9 protein-coding genes are annotated in these 18,087 nt (G+C 59.6%); 3 read left to right on the plus strand and 6 right to left on the minus strand.

Annotation, left to right across the window (positions count from 1 at the left end; genetic code table 11):
- Nucleotides 1-205: 205 nt before the first annotated feature.
- On the minus strand, nucleotides 206-457 hold the full coding sequence (locus tag FJW04_RS17785) for a hypothetical protein (protein WP_140660803.1): 252 nt from the start codon (nucleotides 455-457) through the stop codon (nucleotides 206-208).
- A 176-nt stretch (nucleotides 458-633) separates the two neighbouring features.
- Entirely contained in the window at nucleotides 634-2,343 is a 1,710-nt protein-coding gene (locus tag FJW04_RS17790) for a calcium-binding protein (RefSeq protein WP_140715624.1), read from the minus strand.
- 404 nt (nucleotides 2,344-2,747) lie between these two features.
- Between FJW04_RS17790 and FJW04_RS17795 the strand changes: the two genes are divergently transcribed.
- From FJW04_RS17795 to FJW04_RS17805, 3 genes are all read left to right on the plus strand, one after another.
- On the plus strand, nucleotides 2,748-4,502 hold the full coding sequence (locus FJW04_RS17795) for a type I secretion system permease/ATPase (protein WP_140715626.1): 1,755 nt from the start codon (nucleotides 2,748-2,750) through the stop codon (nucleotides 4,500-4,502).
- Complete coding sequence (locus FJW04_RS17800) at nucleotides 4,495-5,886, plus strand: HlyD family type I secretion periplasmic adaptor subunit (protein WP_015316380.1); 1,392 nt, start codon at nucleotides 4,495-4,497, stop codon at nucleotides 5,884-5,886. Before FJW04_RS17795 ends, FJW04_RS17800 begins: the two co-directional genes overlap by 8 nt.
- A 105-nt stretch (nucleotides 5,887-5,991) precedes the next feature.
- Nucleotides 5,992-7,011 (plus strand): NAD-dependent epimerase, encoded by a 1,020-nt coding sequence (locus tag FJW04_RS17805; RefSeq protein WP_015316379.1) that lies wholly within the window; start codon nucleotides 5,992-5,994, stop codon nucleotides 7,009-7,011.
- A 573-nt stretch (nucleotides 7,012-7,584) separates the two neighbouring features.
- Here the strand turns inward: FJW04_RS17805 and FJW04_RS17810 are convergent.
- The 4 genes from FJW04_RS17810 to FJW04_RS17825 form a co-directional block, all read right to left on the minus strand.
- Entirely contained in the window at nucleotides 7,585-9,081 is a 1,497-nt protein-coding gene (locus FJW04_RS17810; RefSeq protein ID WP_140715907.1) for a septum formation inhibitor-activating ATPase, read from the minus strand.
- The gene (locus FJW04_RS17815) at nucleotides 9,081-11,426 is read right to left on the minus strand and encodes a hypothetical protein (protein ID WP_140715628.1); all 2,346 of its coding nucleotides are present in this window, start codon (nucleotides 11,424-11,426) and stop codon (nucleotides 9,081-9,083) included. Before FJW04_RS17815 ends, FJW04_RS17810 begins: the two co-directional genes overlap by 1 nt.
- Before the next feature lie 287 nt (nucleotides 11,427-11,713).
- On the minus strand, nucleotides 11,714-12,403 hold the full coding sequence (locus FJW04_RS17820; RefSeq protein WP_140715630.1) for a hypothetical protein: 690 nt from the start codon (nucleotides 12,401-12,403) through the stop codon (nucleotides 11,714-11,716).
- A gap of 157 nt (nucleotides 12,404-12,560) precedes the next feature.
- Nucleotides 12,561-18,086 carry a hypothetical protein gene (locus tag FJW04_RS17825; RefSeq protein ID WP_140715632.1) on the minus strand — a complete coding sequence of 1,842 codons (5,526 nt, stop codon included), beginning with the start codon at nucleotides 18,084-18,086 and terminating at the stop codon, nucleotides 12,561-12,563.
- Nucleotide 18,087: the final 1 nt, after the last annotated feature.

The following is an 18,087-nucleotide window of genomic DNA, read 5'->3' on the forward strand; positions in this document are numbered from 1 at the left end:
AACTTGGATCGTTTCCCATGGCCCGATTTCGTTGCGATTTACACCAGCAATTCAGGCTACGGGCAGGGCTGGCCGTTGTCCTCGTCCGTTCGAATGACGCAACTAGAACCATGCTTGCGTGCCAACGGCGCAAGGATCAGACCGCGGGCTGGACTGTTTGGATCGAGACGCCGTGCGCTATGGGATCAGCCGCGCGAATGCGCATTCATCGCGAACGGGTGATCGGACTATCAAGATTGCTCGTTGGGGTGGGTTGAGGTCGATCCGAGAACGTATATTCATAGGCTCGGCGGCGGCCGTCCTGCTCGAATACCCGGATCCAGCGGACCTCGGAAGCACGAAGCGTGATTTCCCGGTTTGTCGCGAGCTTGGCTGCTCGAAACGGAGTTGGTGCGACTACCTTGTGGGTCACCACGACTTGGCCGGCGAAAATCTCCTCGACTTCGTAGCTTGGCACGTCATCCATCCCCTGCGCGATGGCACCAAACCACGATCAAGGCAGAATGTTCCCGCAATGCCTCGGACGGCAGCCGTTTTTAGCCCAAAAAGCGGCGTGCGCGCTCAACTCGACGGCGAGCGGAGAAGCCGACCGGCAGGAGCGCTCAGCTCCTGCCGGAAGCACAACCGCGCGCGTCAAACCACGAAAAAGGAGCTCGCGCCAATTGAGAGATGCGGAGCAACGGTCGCAAACTGCGTCTGAGCATGGCCGCCGATACCGTCACTGTCGAAAGAGAGCGCGCCGGTCGAACTGTTATAGATGATGTGGTCGCTTCCATCATGCGCACCTTTGCCGATGTGGAAGTTCGCGGCCGAAAGGGCGCCCTGCTGGAGTCCGGTGAATACGCTGTGATCAAGTTGGATCTTGTCCTGGGAAACCTTGAAGTCGGTTATCTTGTCGATATTTCCAGAGCCAAGCGCGGTGTTGAACACGAAGACGTCCTTGCCGCCAAAGCCCGTCAGCGTATCGGAACCACCCCCGCCATTGATCTTGTTGGCGCCGGCATTTCCTTGGATCGTCTGGGCAAACTCGTTGCCGGTCAGGTTGATTTGCCCCGTTCCCGAAGCCTGCGTGGTCGCAAGTTTCTCGACGGATGAGCCCGCCGAGAGAGCATAGCTCACCGAGGCGAACACCGCGTCCTTGCCGTTGCCTGGCTGCTCCACCACCTTGTCATGCACATTGTCGACAAAATAGGTGTCGTTGCCGCCATAGCCTTTCATTGTATCGGCGCCGCCTCGACCATCGATCTTGTTGGCGCCGTAATTGCCATTGATCGCCTGGCCGAACTCGTTGCCCGTCAAGTTGATCGTATGTGTGCCGCCCGTCTTGTCGGTCGAGAGTTGCTCGACATGCGAACCAGCAGACAATGCGTAGCTGACCGAGGCGACCACCTTGTCGAAGCCGCCGCCTGATGCCTCCATCACCTTATCATGTGCATTGTTGACATAGTAAACGTCGTCCCCGCTGGTCGAATGAAATACGTCCGCGCCAGGGCCGCCATGGAAGATGTGATGGGTCGACTGCGTGGGATCGGGGACAGTCGGCGTGGTGGGCGTAGGCGTTGTCGGCTCGGAACTCGGAGGCGGTGTCGAAGGACTAGGGCTGGCGAGGTTGTGCTGGCGAAAAACGGCCTGCAACTCAGGGGAGTTCTCCAGGGCGGTGTCGCCATTCTGAGAACCCCAGGCATACGCATAGTCGAAGGCTGGGGACGGAACCAGCTTTGCCCAGTGATCGATCATCGTTTGCATTTGGGTCGACGTTGGCATGACGTGCTTGCCGCCGGTGTCCGTCTGCCAACCGCCGCCGCCAAATGTCTGATATACAGGAACGATCTTGTCAGCCGGAATGCCTGATTTCACGGCCGCTGCCACGGCTCTGTCGATCATGTTGTAGTCGACGCTGCTTATCCCCGTGCGAACCGGGTATGGGTCCAGTCCATAGTAGTCGATCCCGGTGTTGGCGGGATTATAGGTGTTGGAAAAGTCCGGGTTGGTGGACGACCCCATATTCATCATGGTGATGAAGGTCTTGGCGCCCGGGAAGTGGGAATGGATCCAGTCGGATTCAGCCTTCAGATTTGCCGCACTCGCGTAGGTGCCCCATCTGCCGGTAGGATCCGGCTCGTCCATCAGGAAAAATCCAAACACTTTTGGATTGTTGAGGAAGGGCGTGACTTTTTCGATGAACGACGAGGTCACCCCGTCATGAGCGCTTAGATAGACAAGCCCCTTCATTCCGCTGGGCAGCTCATTGACCTGCGAAAGATACTGAACGTCCGCCAGGTTAAATCCGGCGCCCGCAACTTCGGCAGCCGAACCGCCTGATGCATAATGGAGAGTCGCCATGCGTTTTCCTTCTTGTTTGGCAACACCCCGCCCTGGATGGGGGTTAGACCGAAAGCTACATTAGATGAAAATCACATACCAACATCTTTGAACGAAGTTTTTGATCGCTGTGGGGATGGCCACATCAACGGGTCAGTGCAATTTACTGTAAAGTCAGTGGCTTGCAGCGAAATCTGCGGGTTTTCCACTGACGACCGCATGCACAGTTCTCCACTGTTTTCACAGGCACCCCTCTCCCCACCCCGACTCCCGGCCACGATTTCGCTTCATTTTGCATAAAGTTCGCCATATGTTAGCTAGCCATCATGTCCGGGGGGCGCATGTGATATGGTGGAATCAGAAAAGGTTACCCATCGGATGAACAAAGAAAGACACGCGACAACGTCGTGTCATAGCAATAAGCTATGAATAAAGAGCCACAAAGCGCCTCTCCGCTACGCTCCGCAATACTAGACTGCCTGCCTGGAATAGCTGGCATCGGACTCTTTTCCGCAATGATAAACATCCTTGCGTTGACCGGATCCGTTTACATGCTGCAGGTCTATGATCGCGTCCTGCCGTCGCAAAGCGTCCCGACCTTGGTCGGGTTCACCATCGGAATGCTGGGCCTCTATGCGGCCTACGGTCTGCTCGATTTCGTGCGGCTTCGTCTACTGGTCCGAATCGCCAGTCGATTCTACTGCAGTTTGCAGCAGAGAACATTCGCAATTTCGTTGCTTCTCCCGCTCAGGGCCGGTCGAGAAGCGGACCGGGTGCTTCCGTTGCGGGACCTCGATCAATTGCGCGGATTCCTTTCGGGAACGGGGCCGACGGTTCTTTTCGACGCGCCGTGGATCCCGTTTTATCTGCTCATTATCTACATGTTGCATCCGTCGCTCGGCGTGCTTGCGACCCTCGGCTCCGTCGCCGTCGTCGTGCTGACCATCGTGGCTGAGATCATCAGCCGCCGCCCTGCGGCGCTGGCGTCCGAAGCGATCCTGACACAGCGCGCGCTTGCTGATTCCGGCCGTCGGAATGCCGAGGTGGTCCACGCGATGGGCCTCTCCGAACGGCTGGCGGGGCGCTGGGGCGAAGTCACTCACGCTTATCTCTCCTATCAGGAGCGGCTCTCCGACATCGTGGGTGGAATCAGCTCGCTGTCGAAGGCGCTTAGGATGGTGCTGCAATCTTCGGTGCTAGGGCTCGGCGCGTATCTCGTCATCGGAGGCGAAGCATCCCCTGGCGTGATCATCGCGTCGTCGATATTGCTGGGTCGCGCGCTAGCCCCGGTCGATGCGGCGATTGCGAACTGGCGGGGTTTCCTGTCCACCCGGCAGAGCTATTCCCAGTTGAAAGCGGCGCTCCGTGCGTTCGAGAGTCCAATCGAATCCATGAAGTTGCCGCCGCCAGAGGCTCGCCTGGCGGTCGATAGTTTGGCGGTAGCGCCTCCGGGTACACCCAGGCCGACGCTCATCGATGTAAGCTTCCAGCTTTCGAGCGGCGCGGGAATGGCCGTTATCGGCCCAAGCGGCTCGGGAAAGACAACATTGGTGCGCGCGCTGGTGGGAGTTTGGAGCCCTCTGCACGGCACGGTGCGGCTGGACGGGGCCTCTCTCGACCAGTGGGACGCGCAACGGCTCGGCGCCCACATTGGCTATCTGCCGCAGGATGTTGAACTGTTCGACGGGACGGTGGCGGACAATATTTCGAGATTTGGCGGCAAGAGCGACCCCCAGGGCGTGCTCGCCGCGGCGAAAGCCGCGGGCGTCCACTCGATGATCATGCATCTGCCGGCAGGCTTCCAGACGCGCATCGGCGAGGGAGGAAGAGCGCTGTCGGCAGGGCAAAGGCAGCTTATCGGCCTTGCCCGGGCGCTCTACGGCAACCCGTTCCTGGTCGTGCTGGACGAGCCAAACTCAAATCTCGACGTTGAAGGTGACGCCGCCCTGGCCGGAGCCATCATGGCCGTCCGCCAGCGTGGAGGTATTGTGATCGTTGTTGCACACAGGCCATCTGCCCTCACCAACATCGATCAGGTCATGGTCCTGGCGGATGGCAGGCTGCGCACCTTCGGCTCGCGCGAGGAAGTGCTTGCCGGCATGCGGCGGCCGCCCTCGCCTGCCGCGCAACGTCCATCTTCGATCGCGCCCATCCACTCGGGAGTGACCGGACATGCGTGACATCTTGCCCCGCGTGCTTGCGTTCATGCCGACACTTGCCCGGTTCGGAACTCGAGATCAGCCCGCCGAAACCGACTTGCCCAAGGTGCCAGACAGCATCCTTGCGCCAGGGACCCTTTGGCCAAGCATGACGCTGGGGCTCGTTGTGACTGGCCTGCTGGTGGTCGGCGGCGGAGCATGGCTTGGCTTGACCAAGATAGCTGGTGCCGTGATCGCGCCCGCCACGGTGGTGGTCGAAAGCAACATCAAGAAGGTCCAGCACCAGACCGGCGGCACGATCGGCGGCATCTTTGCGCAAGACGGCGACCATGTTCGGGCCGGTGACATATTGGTCCGGCTGGACGGCACGCTGCCACGGGCCAATCTGCAGATCATCAGCGAAGATCTTGATCGCACCACGGTGCGGCTTGCGCGACTGGAGGCCGAACGCGGCGGTTTGCGTGAAATGCAGCTTCCAGCCGGCCTTGAGGCCGGGATGCCAAAGCCGGAGCTGGCCGCCCTTGTCAGCGGCGAGCGCGCGCTGTTCGAAACCCGTGCCTCGGCATTGGCCGGGCAGAAGGCGCTCTTGTCGAGCCAAACAAAGCAACTCGAGCGTCAGATCGATGGCCTGAAGGCGCAGCAGGTTGCAGCCGATGAATCAGCGGCGCTGCTGAGCACTGACCTTACGGATGTCGACGCCCTCTATTCGAAGAAACTGGTATCCAAAGAGAGGATCAGCAACGTCAGGCTGGATGCGACGCGAGCCAAGGGCGAGTCGGGGCGACTTGCAGCCGCGGTAGCAGAGGCACAGGCCAAGATCAGCGAGATCGAGTTGCAGATTCTGCAGCTCGACGAGCAACGGCGAAGCGATGTGACCGGTGAACTGCGCGAGACTGAAGCCAAGCGCACCGAACTCAACGAACGCAAGATCGTGGCGCAAGACGAACTGACCAAAACCGAGATCCGCGCTCCGCAATCCGGCACAGTTCAGCAGTCGTCCGTTCACACTGTCGGCGGCGTGGTCGCCCCGGGCGAACTGCTGATGACGATCGTTCCCGAGGCCGACAACCTTGTCGTGGACGCGTTGATCCCTCCTTCCCGCATAGACGACGTCAACCCGGGACAGAGCGTTTCGATCCGGTTTCCAGCTTTCGATGCCGGGACTACCCCTGTTTGCAACGGCTCCGTCAAGTACATCTCGGCGGACCTGATCAAAGATCCGCAACGCCAGCTTTCGTACTTTTCGGCCCGTATCAAGGTCGACAGTCAGTCGGAGTGCTTGAAGGAAGCCAGGCAACTCAGACCGGGCATGCCAGCGGAAGTTCACATCCGCACGGATGAACGCAATGTCTGGTCGTATATGCTGAAACCTCTCACGGACCAGATTTCCAGGGCTTTCCGCTAAGCAGACCTGGAATTCGCACGCCGGGTCCAGTCCGAGAGCCATGGGCTGGACATATCATGCGTCCGCAGGATGCCGGTTTCGCGGCGCAACCTATAATGCCTTCTGATGAAGGTACTGGTCACCGGCGCTGCCGGCTTCATAGGCTATCATGTCGCCAGGCGGCTCCTGGAGCGCGGTGACGAGGTTGTCGGCATTGACAGCATCAACGATTACTACGACCCGCAAATCAAGCAGGCGCGGCTGCGGCTCCTGGACGAGGCGAGCCGCAAGACCAATGCCGGCTATCATTTCATCCACGGCGATCTCGCCGACAGGGGCGTGGTCGACGGCTGCTTTGCCGACCATGCCTTCGACCGGGTGATCCATCTCGCCGCCCAGGCCGGCGTGCGCTACAGCCTGGAAAACCCGCGCGCCTATGTCGAGAGCAACATCATCGCCTACACCAACATGCTCGAGGCCTGCCGCGGCAGCCGTGTCGGGCACCTGACCTATGCCAGCACCTCGAGCGTCTACGGTGCCAACACCGACATGCCGTTTTCCGAGCATCGGCCGGCCGACCATCCGCTGCAGTTCTACGCCGCCACCAAACGTGCCAACGAACTGATGGCGCACAGCTACAGCCACCTGTTCGGCCTGCCGACCACGGGGCTGCGCTTCTTCACCGTGTACGGCCCCTGGGGACGCCCTGACATGGCGCTGTTCCTGTTCACCAGGAGCATTCTGGCCGGTGAGCCGATCAAGCTGTTCAACAACGGCAACCACACGCGCGACTTCACCTATGTCGAGGACATCGCCGAGGGCGTGATCCGTGCCAGCGACAGCCCCGCCGCAGCCAACCCGGCCTGGGATTCCGGCCGTCCGGACCCGGCGACCAGCAGCGCGCCCTGGCGCATCTTCAACATCGGCAACAACAACCCGGTGAAGCTGACCGCCTATGTCGAGGCGCTGGAAAACGCGCTCGGCCGCAAGGCGGTGATCGAGCTGCTGCCGCTGCAGGCCGGCGACGTGCCCGACACCTTCGCCGACACTTCGGCGCTGCAGGCGGCGGTCGGCTATCGCCCCCGCACCTCCGTCACCGAGGGGGTGGGGCGGTTCGTCGAGTGGTACCAGGATTTCTACAGCTGACGGGTCGGGTTCGCGAGGCCCGGGCCGCAGCCGACGGTTTAAGAGCGGGGCGTGGTTTTGCGGGTCGAGCCATCACTTACTGATGCGCCGGAACACCGCGAAAGTTGCGGTGCGCGAGAGCAAGGGGCGCAGCATCGAAGGCGATGCAATCAGGAAAGGACCCGCTATTGGAAAAACCTTCTCCAATAGTTTCGACCGGTTATGGGGAGAGTGCTAGTGGTACCGTTGGCTGGGATCAATCTCGACCATATGCCATTGTTTTTACTATCTTTTTCTTGATGGCGAAGGCCGATTTGTAACACAATAGGTATCACAACGTGTAGCACAATTACAGCTACCTCGTGGCACACAACCACAGGTACGTGGTCGAAGCCGCCGCTATATAGTGACATCATCATGCAATGTCGACCCTACGCGCCATCCTGCTTCTTTACGCCACGCCTGGGTGTCTGGGGAGCATCGCGACGCCGAGGCCAATGTCCTTGCGAAGACACGCAACGATCGATAGCCGCGTCGTATCGATGGATGGCCAAGAGCTGTGTGCCGCTGTCAAAGTCACCTAGACTTGCGCGCTCACAACATCTGGCACTCTTCCAGCAGGTTGATCGCGGTGTCGAGACGGTCCGGCGTTGCCTCGGGTGGATTGCCGAGAGTCGTACCGGGCGTTTGAGTCCACCCCCCTTCGTCCATGACGATGCGCAGCCGAAGTATCGTCTTGCCGCGGCCGCGTGCATCCGACAGCCCACGATTGACGCACCAATAGGTATGCTGCGCCATGACCCATGTCTCAAGGACGCGTACCAAGAAGTCCCGTGGAGAAAGACCCCGCCAGCGTTCGGCTTCCTTGCGGGCGCGCGCGAGCGGTAGACGATCGAAGGTCTCGAAGTCGAGCGCCTCGGCGGGGGCTTCGTGAAGGCTGTGGCGCAGCCCGTCGATAACTGCTGCTGCTAATTCAGTGCGCGCGTACAAGGCGCGTTTGATCGTGGCTAGAACGTTGACTGGATTTTCTTTGGCGGCATTGTCAAGCAGCCATGCGCCTGCCGTTCTTGGTAGGCGTTTCTTTCCCAACTCTCCGATAAACTCATCGGCGACGGCTGAGCTGTGCATCGGCCGATCGCCCAGCCTCTCCACGAACCAGAAGAAGAGCCCTTCGAGTGCAAGACGGAAAACCTGTCGTACCTGGACCGCGCGCCAATCAGCAGCGATCGGTGGGCAGGCGCCGGGATCGTCCCAGGCATGTGGCGGATCTGACATGCGCGCTCGTACTTCGTCCAACTCCCATTCTTGGCTGGCGAGGTCGTTGAAACCAGCGCGAGCGAGCGCGATCCCATGCTGGCGGGTGAGAGCCGCTAGTGGCCCGCCCAAGCGCTCAAACAACGCTTTGCGTTCGATCGCGAGAGGTTTCCACATCGACCATAGCTTACCCCATCGCTCGGCGTCCTCGCGCTTGACCCTCACTGATCCGAGACGGTTGAACGCGGGGTGATCGAGCTCCCCTTTGATCTTCTGCTCGAATGCATCGAGGACAGAATCCAATTCCGGCGGCGTGCGGAAGATGCCAGTGCCTTCATCTGCTCGCACGAGCCATCCCATGGTTTGCAGGCTCGGACCGTAGTTCAGCGGCGAGATCAGGCCGGTCGAATACCGGCGCATGTCGCGCCGGCGCTCCCATTCCTCCCCTCCAAAAACATAGCTTTTGACTTCGAATAGCTTCCGCATCGCCACCGCGCCTGGCAGGTCAGCACCCGGATCAACGAGAAACTGTGACCATGCGTAGAGCGCTTCGATGCGGTCGACAAAGTCACGTATTTCGGAATCGAGCGCACCATCCTTCTTGTCACGTTCGAATACGCGCCGTACCCGGCGCCATGCCCACGACATTACGACATAGGGCCGAATGTGCCGCGCGACGTTGTTGAGGTTTGGTAGCACTCGATCCATTAATCCGAAATTGATCTGACGGAGCCCAAGCGGGTCAACCCCGCCCTGGCGGATGCCGATCTCGTCCAGGATCTGTGGCTCTCGCGTGGACGAGGCATTCTCGAGAAGTTCGCTGAGCGTCGCCGGCATTAAAGGGCCTTGCTCAATATGAGGCGGCCGCAGCATGTCGTAACACCGAGTTGACGGAGGTCGCCGGATCTACCCCGCGGGAACGTCATGTGACAGCGCGGACAGGCCGGCGGCGGCGTTTCGAAAATATAGAATTTTTGGAACAGCGCTCGGTCGGTGAGGGCCTTTTGAAGCTGCGGCCAATACTCCGACTTCGCCAAGAAAAGGGAATCGATCAAGGCTGCTCCCGCAGTGGCGGCCGTAAGATATGCGCGCACTTCTTCCCCTGCGGTCTTGGCGCCGCAGATTGCCGCGATGAACTCCGTGACGTCGAACCCTTGCGCGAGCAGATCTATGAACGCCGGGATTCTCTCAAAGCTGAGGGGATCGAGTGTGATCGGATCAACTCCGTGCTTCAAGAGGGTGCGCCTTACCCGCGAGGCGCCGTTCGGCGCACCATCCGTGCCATAGTAGACGAGGAGCGACGCCAATGCCTGGTTGGCCGTCGGCCCGCTGTAGGAGGAGATCGCGGGCATTACCTTTCCGAGCCATTGCCGCACCTTAGCAGGGGACGGTCGGATGCGATCGGCGATAAAATGCGTCAGGGCGAGAGCCAGCAAAGGATCGGCGCTCGTGCTTGTTGGGTCGAGCATTTTCAGCAAGAGCGCTTCAAAGTTCTCAAGCGATTTTGTATTCTGCTGATCTTGCTTACGCGCGCGTTTTTCGCGTTCGTCCTGGTCCTCATCGTCATCGTCGTCGGTTTCGCCTTCGGCAATCCAAGGTCCGCGAGGGGTCGAAAATGCCGAGCGCAGGAGCGCCATCGCATGTTTCCACGCGACCGAACCGCCCTCTCCTACCCCTTGGTGGGTATTGCTTAGCGCCGCGCCTTGAAGGGCGCCAAGGTGCACAAATGTGGAGGCTTCATCACCGTCCTCGCCCGCAAATGTTCCTGAAATCTTGGCAGCACGGGGCAGCCTGTCCGGATCCTCGCGAAACCATGCGAGGATGGCTGCAACGTCGGCTGGGGTCTCATTGCCGGCAAGGATGGCGAAAATGCGGGTCGCCATTGGACCGACACGCCGGACAAGCTCCGAAGCGGCTGAAATGGCGATAAAACCTTCGAGCACCTTTTCGCCTTGCTCAATCCGAAGAACGACGCGTCCGCTCTCCCAAGCCTCCTGTTCAAGCCCGGGTGCACCTATGATGAGGCGACCCTCACCATTTATGTCCCCTTGCCCCAACTCACGGGTCTTTCGGACACTCCGTACGTAGACTGTCACGCTCCCCCGAATCGCTGGGGTGATGACGGTCGCCTTCACCATGCCGCCCTCGAGCGAAGCCCGAAGGACTCCCACGCTGTCGTTTGTGTCCTCCTCTTCGTCAGTGGTTTCCACCTCGGACCGCTTCGGCGGCGGGGCTGGTGACTGTTTCCAGCCTAGTTGTGCATTGCGATGGATCCGAAGCACCGACGCCTCGACATTGGCCCCGAACAGCCCAGCATGCGTGCTGTTGGCACTGCCGGAGATCACCAACCTACCCCGTCGGCAGACAACTTCGATCGCCTTCGCATGAAGCGGGCGGTCGTCGGCCGCGAACGGTGTCGCGACGTTCACAGCCTTGCGCTTGCGCGTTCCGTCGAACGGCCAACAGGCTGCGCCTAACCCGCGCACGGTCCCATCTGGATGAGCGTGCAACCGCACATTGTCACACGACAAAGCGTCAGACAAAGCGTCGACCCCGCGCCCGTCGAGGTCGTGATAGGGCGATACTACCGTGATCTGCAGAGCGCCTCCGAGTTCGTCTGCGAAGCGCTGAATTTCGGCGGCGATCGAGCCACCCACGCTGTGAACCAGCCGGACATCCCCTGTCTTTGGCGCGGTACGGTTTGCGGCGCGAAGGGACTCTGCCACCCGGATGCAAGCCGGGCCGGCCTCTGTGTGAATGCGGTCGGATATGCTGAGTAGCTCAAACAGATCCGCCGCGTCGTTGACCGCATCAGCTGCGAAACTGGGGTGGAGGTGTTCGACCAGCTCGAGATTGCCGCCCCAACCGCCAAATGTCAGATTTCCCGAGCCAACCAGCAGATGAGCATCCTCCGCGGTCGCGAAGACGCTTATTTTCGGATGGAAAACGCCGGTAGTACAGGCGATCGGCTCAATATCGTAGTCGCGGCCGGCACGGCGGGCCCCTTCCTCGCTCAGGCCTGATCGTACACCTTCAGGATCGGCGAGGATGAGAGCCGATTGACCGCCGCCTCGGATGAGACGATCGAGGACGACAGCTTCAAAAAAAGACAGGCTCAACGCATAGGTCGTGAACGTAACGTTCCGCCATGGCGCTGCAGATACCAAATCTAGCGGATCCACTCCCTACTCCCCGCCAAAACTCGACGCGTTTGGCCTCCGCGCTAGTCAGCATATTAAGAGTTAGTCTTTAATCTCCAACGTAGGCTTCTTTCTCTGGTCGCTCACCCGCTTCTGCGGGAGCCGCAAGCCGCTATACGCGTGCGGCATGGCGACATCCGCCGTTCTCCCGGAAGCTGCTCAATTTCTCCAAGCCCTATAACTGAGTCAGACTAGGAACGAGTTCTAGTCGCCCATGCTTTGATGGAAATAGCAAGGTGAACGGCAGAAACCGAGCAGCGTAGCGGGGATCACTGTTCTGAAGGTTCTCCAATACCCGGTTTTTCGGAATCTGGAACCACTAACCGCGTTTCAAAGCCTGACGTCTCGCCGTCTTGCGGAAAAGGATCGTTGAGCCCATCCGCGACGCCAAGCTCACATGCAGCATAACCGCCAGGAGGGGTGGTCGGTTCGTCCTTCTTTGCACGCAGATCTGCCCCGAGGGACTTTTTCAGATCGTATATGGCAGCAAAGGCCAGCGATTTCAGGTCTTTTAAGAGCCGCGCGGGCTTACTCGCTCCGATCGCAACCTCTGATCGACACATTACATAGTAGGACGCGTCCCTTAACAATAGAAGTTTCTCATAGTTCTTGTCACTAAGAGCGCACGACGATTCTGGTCTTTTTTCGCTTATCGGCATATATTTTAGCCTTACGTGGTCTCTCCTGATCTGAACCATTTCCCCATAATACTTATTTAAAGCAACTGCGATGTGAGCTTTGCTATTTCTTTTTTTCGCATTTGCGACTGCCGTATTTATCTCGGCAGAGCGCTTTTTTGCATACCCATCTGACGTCAGGTCGGGCTGCGTACATACGCTCCAATCGATTGTCATATCCTGTGCAACGGCCCTTCCATTCCACGTCGCCATAATTAGAATTATACCAACATTTAGGCAGTACATTTTTACCATTTTGGCGATAATGTTCTTATTCAACATCTTTTCGCTCCCCTTCGTTTTCTATCGTAATATTCAAAACTTATCTACAATACTGCGATGCATCAGCTTCCTGCCAAACAGGCATATTTTAGGTATCAGTAGCGCAGCCTGATCCAATCAGTGTCTACCAATTCCAGATAGCCTATCGATTCTGCAACTAGCTCTCATGCTGGCTTTTGCTTTGCCCTTGACCCACTTTCGGAACATCGATGCTGCAAGCGTAAAGTTTCTTGTGGCTCATGAACGTGGACTCTTTTGAGCCAGGTTGAAAATAGGCCTCGGGATAGCTTGTCGGCGGCCGATAGGCACGTTCGGCAACGTGAACCGTCAGGTGAACGTTCGGGTCGAGCACTGCTTGGCGCGGCAGGGTGAATGTCCCGCGCCACGTGTCTCCTCGACCGGACGCTCGGACCTCAAGCCCGGACGCCAGCCGTCGAAGGCGGGTACCGTGAACAAGACCTTGCAGATCAAATCGCATGCGGGTTTCAACCCTTGCGTCGGCACCGGCGGCAACATCGCTCGCAGTGTCGGGTGATGCTGGCCCTTTCACGGTCAGGGTCAATCGCACCCGCGCCTGGTCTCCCGGATCAGGCACAAGCTCAAGACTCGTCTCGCGTCGGGTCTGGACCTGCAGTTCGAAGGGATCGCCCGGAAAAGACACCTGCAGGTCGGCAGGTGCATTCTTCTGGTAGCGGACCACACCCAGGCGCAGGAAAGGCATGATCATCTCACCAGCGTCGAGATGAAGGTCGACGTACCACTGCTCGCGGTCGACATTGAAGCGGGGCTCATATGCCAGAAGATCCACATTCAGATATCGCTTGCGTCTTTGCGTCGTGGTCTCCGTCTTCTTGCCCTCATGCTTGTCTGCCTCGGGTATCGGCATCTGCACCTTTGGGACAAAGGCGGCATCCGAACGCCGATGCGTGGCGGTCCCGGCCTTGGGATCAAACTCGAAGTCGCGAAACACGTCGTTAGGAACGACCCAGTCGCGCCAGCCATTCTTCGGGAACGCTTCAGCGGGGTCAGAGCCCCAGCGCGTGATGTAGTCCGCGGCGCCAGTAAGGAACCGGTCCTCGAAGCGGTAAAGCGACATGTAGTCGGCCAACCCCTCAGACGGTGAGGCATCCAGCGAAGGCCGTTCGTACAAGCTTTGGGTGCCCAGCAACCCTCGCTTGAGGCTGCGAATGCGCACCCGCGACAGCCGCGGCCACAAAACGATGCCGAGTTTTTCGCCTTCGCCGGAAGAAAACCAGGGCCGTGCAAGCCAAAGCCGAACCTTGGTCACACGCCGGCTGATGATCTTTGGCAGGTCCGGGGAACCACCTAAAGTTGTTTCTTCGTCAATGACGGGATGAGCCTGAGCAGCTGCGACTGGAACGGCGGGTGCCGCGGAAGCGGGCAGCCAAATGCTTTGCGTAAACTCGTTTGGCCCTTGCTGGGGAGCCAGCATCGTGTCGGCCGAAGGCAGGGGAATGCCAGCCACATGCTCTCCCGACAGAATGCGAGACCGCCTCACAAATGCATTGGCGTGCCGGGAGATAGCTGTGAACTTGAGCCTGACTTGTCGGGCGCGGGTATCACCGAAAAGCGGGTGGATGTCGGTGGCAATGTCGCCCGGGTTCCCCCCAAACAGAGCGTGCAGCGAAATCCAGGAGGCCTTGTTGGGCTCAAGCCCTTCAATGCTCGGCGGCAAGTTGGAGAACCGCGCCCACAACTGCTTGCTGGTCGGCAGCTCGACGCGGCCATGTGGCGAGATCGAAAAGCCATAAACGTCCAAATCCTTCGCTTTGCGCTCAAGCCCCGTTGTGCGATCAAAAATCGGATTCACAATGCCCCTGTTCACGGCATCCCTGGTCCGGCTTCGCGTAACGTCGTCGAAATCGGTGCCGAAGGGAGCGATCGCTTGAGCAGTGATTTCGATACCGCTGGTCGAGGCAAGGTCAACGCCCAGGAATCCACCGAGATCGACCTCGTTGGCGTTTTCTTCCTGAGCCCGAGTGCTCCAGGCCGGAGGCAAAGCCGCCGGGAGATCGAGCAAGATCGATGGACCCAGGTCAGTCGTCGCACCGCTGGCTGCGCGGCGCATGGCCAGCATCGGTCCATCCGCAGTCCTCGCCACATCGAGTGGGCGCGTTGGCCGCGTGGTGGCATGAGCGATGGTGATACTTCTGGTTTCGGCCAGCTCCGGAAGTGGGTGGCTTAAAAGCTCTTTGTGCAATCGCTCCGCAACGGCCGACAACCGGGAGGGGTGCGGGGCGTCCATGCCCATGATACCGCAGCCACAGAGTCTGTCGAGAAGAGGCGCATTGGCAAGGCCGGGCAGGCAATCGATGGAAGCGGTGGTATCGACAAGTTCGCTCCACTGTTCCAGTTGGAGTGGCGAGGGTACTGACCACAAATCCAATGTGCCGCTAAGGCCTGGCCGAATGTTGACTACGACGCGCCGGCACCGCCGTCCCGAGACGCTCACGCGAACATTGTCTTTGTACTCGATGACCGGCTGATTGGCGTCGTCGCGCCGGGTTATTTCCAACGCCACCGGGACGACGTCGGGCCAGATTTTCGGATCGACGAGCGGCACCGAGAGACACTGGACACTTTCGCGGCTCATCGCTTCGGCGCCGGTGCGAAATCTGACGACCAGGGTTGCGGCCATCGGATCAGGATAGAATGGGATCATTCGGCCTTGATCAACCGTCTTATCTCCAATCGAGGCGAAAACTGCATCCCCAGAGGGTGACGCCGGCACTGGATTGTCCAGTGTCGGATCGGCCTCGGCAACGCGCGCCCAGGTTCTTGCCTTCGCCAGCCACTCCCGCCCATCGTCAAAGGCCGCATCGATAGTTGCGGTTCTGTCGGAAGCGGACCCGATCACCTGGCGCAATAACGGGTAGCCGCCGAAGCCGGCGTCGCAGTGGACGTCACGAAGACCGTCTCTCGGACGAAGCGCTTGGTCTGGGCGACTATACGCACCCGGAAACAACGGCACATTGGTGACACGCGCTACAGGAAAGCTTCCTGCAGAGCCCGGAAAGCAGCGAGGGCGAGTATCGTCAAAAGCGCCATGCTTCTCAGCGGTTTCAAGACTGACCAGCGGAGGTAGGACGATCCGGGTGACAACATCGGGTCCCAGCCTTGCACCAACTTTACCCGATTCATCTAGCCGACTGCGGAGTACGACCTGCCCTGTCGTTTGCGGTCCAAAATCGGGCCCCCCCGGCTTCCGGTAAGATGCCACCACGGCATCGGCTTCCGCTTTTGGAAGCAGCACCTGAGGAGAGGCCACCGGCTCGCTGCGCAAGTAGCGCCGTCCTTCAGGGGGCGTATCGCCGATCCTGCGGGGCACGGTGGCCTCAGCTATCGCGGCAAAGCGCTCGGCGGCCTCCGTCGGCGTCAGCGTCCCGCCGCCCAGAAAGACAGTCGAAAACCCGGCGGTGATCGGCATGCCAAATCGTAGTGGTAGCACACCGGCACTGGCCTGTTCGGGGCCGCCCAGTTCCAGAAGGGATATGTCTCGGTCGAGAAGAAAATCATTAGACGTTTCGTCCAACATCTGGACATTTGCAGCCAATCCAGTCTCGACCCCCATCGGGTCGCCGAGGAAGGTGAGTTCGGCGGCGTCGACGGCCGCCACCAGCACGCGCTCGCCCTCGCTGGTCAGGTCGAAAATGCGTGGCGAACTGCGGTCGACGCTTGCCTGCGCCAGTCGTCTGGGGGAGTCGGCGCTATCAGGGCCATCCCAATGCCCAGGATAAAGCTTCGCTATCAGTTGGTCGACATCGATTTTGCCGCCACGCTGGTTGCGGCGGGGCAGATAGGTTACGCGCTTGCGCGTTTGGATATGCCACTGATGGACCACCGGCCCCTGCTCGCCCGATTTCGCGCGGACAGCCAGCATTGGCAGGCGACCCATCGACAGGTCTTCGGCATCGAGGAACGTCAGGCCGCAGGTCAGTTGTAAAGCTGCATCGGATGTTCCGATCAACTGGGACAGACGTGGGGCAGCGCTGAATCCGACCACTGACAAGCCGCCGGACCTCAGGCCGGACTTTGCCCGCTGGACGATGCTAGATGGCGGAGCATCGCCTGCGAGAGCCGCGGCCGACAGCAGTCGGTCTGCGCGACTATCCACCTCTCGCGCCGCAGCGCGAAGGTCAGCTGAAACCAGCTCATAGGCTGGAAAAACAAGAGCCGCCATACCGGCATCCGGTGTCGGATCCGCTCCGACCGGAGAGCCACCCAGGAGGTAAATGCCATCCTGCTGATGCAGCACCGATCGGGCCTGACCCATATCGTACTTTGACAGCTCGAGGATGAGCTCGTCGCGGCTTGCCGGCAAAAACGACAGGATCTTGGTACGGTCCTCGTCGAGGCGTATCTTCGTCAGGGTCCAGCGTGAAAACTCATCTGCACGATGGCAGGTCGAAAGATCGCAGCCGGCTAACCGGACGAAGGCAAAGATGCCACCGTCAGCACAGGCTTGCCGTCCTTTCAGGCGCTTCAACAGCTCACCTGCAGGCAGCTTGAAGTCGACAAAGAGGCGGAACAGCCTGCCAAGATCAGGCGATTCCTCAAGCGCTGCGATCCGCTTCATCGCGGGCGCCGTTTGTAAATCCAGATTACCCTCGTCCGTCGCGGCTCGCCCCTTGGCTTTGGTCAGATCCAGGTCCGGCGGCGGAGCATTAGGGGCATCACGCGCGTCTTTCTCATTTTTTGCGAGCTCATCAAGGGTTCCGGAATCGAGCGCCGCGGCGAATAGGAAGAACTGCCGAAGTTCAAATAACCTTCGGTAAAGCGCGGCTATCTTCTCATCGGCAGCGACCGCCTTGCCGACGAGAACGCACGTCAATCCGTCGATAAGTCTGTTCAGCGTGGATTTGAGCAGCGCTTCGGCGGCAGCCGTGGCGGCGGCCTCCACCTTCAAGGTCCCGACCATCCGTGATTCAGCGCACGCGGCCTTCATGCGTTCGAGGACCTTGATCGCATAATCTCGTTTCAATTTGGTCTGCGTAATGTTCAGTTTTGGCTCGGCCGGCTTACCATCATCCTGCGGTAGTTCGTTGGGATAGATTGCCGAAAGATCAACGTTTTGGGGGGCGCGTAGAAATTTCTTGGCAGCGTCCCATGCGACAAGCGCCAGGTCGTGGCTGCGCTTGTGGGGTGCCTCGGCCAAGGCCAACTGAGCGGTCTCGATCGCCCGTAGCATCTTTGTGAGCAGGACCATTTCTCCCTGCCGGCCGGAAACGCAGATGGGTGAGGGCATTTCGCCCGGCTTCTCGGTGTCTTCCAAAGACTTGAGATCTTTGTGTAATTCTTTCCACCCGATGGTGGGTGAGACCATAAGTTCTTGCCATAGCTCTCGTGCAGACGCCGGATCCGACCGTCCGGGCCATAAGGCGAGCGCAACCTGTTCGCTTGCCTCGCAGGTAGCCGGCGCTAATGGATGAGCATCCGCAACGGGCGAAGGAAATCGAAGCTCGAGCCGCGGGGGTTGCCTTACTAGGCTTTTTTCAATGTCCGAAGGCCAGGTGTCGAGGCGTGCGGAGCCCTCTTTGTCGGTCTTGATCGGCCGCAGCGCCACGGTGACGCGCAGATCATCACCCAGCAAACCTGACGGAATAGTACGAGCGAGGATATCTACAGGAAAGTTGCCAAGGTCTGGTTCGGAGTTGGAGACCATC

This window comes from Mesorhizobium sp. B2-7-3, assembly GCF_006440715.1.
Classification (GTDB): Bacteria; Pseudomonadota; Alphaproteobacteria; order Rhizobiales; family Rhizobiaceae; genus Mesorhizobium; species Mesorhizobium australicum.

Bases quoted from the DNA above. Each gene is read 5' to 3' on its own strand.
- FJW04_RS17800 (WP_015316380.1), top strand. From the start codon at position 4,495: ATGCGTGACATCTTGCCCCGCGTGCTTGCGTTCATGCCGACACTTGCC.
- FJW04_RS17805 (WP_015316379.1), top strand. From the start codon at position 5,992: ATGAAGGTACTGGTCACCGGCGCTGCCGGCTTCATAGGCTATCATGTC.
- FJW04_RS17825 (WP_140715632.1), bottom strand. From the start codon at position 18,086: ATGGTCTCCAACTCCGAACCAGACCTTGGCAACTTTCCTGTAGATATC.
- FJW04_RS17790 (WP_140715624.1), bottom strand. From the start codon at position 2,343: ATGGCGACTCTCCATTATGCATCAGGCGGTTCGGCTGCCGAAGTTGCG.
- FJW04_RS17820 (WP_140715630.1), bottom strand. From the start codon at position 12,403: ATGTTGAATAAGAACATTATCGCCAAAATGGTAAAAATGTACTGCCTA.
- FJW04_RS17810 (WP_140715907.1), bottom strand. From the start codon at position 9,081: ATGCCGGCGACGCTCAGCGAACTTCTCGAGAATGCCTCGTCCACGCGA.
- FJW04_RS17795 (WP_140715626.1), top strand. From the start codon at position 2,748: ATGAATAAAGAGCCACAAAGCGCCTCTCCGCTACGCTCCGCAATACTA.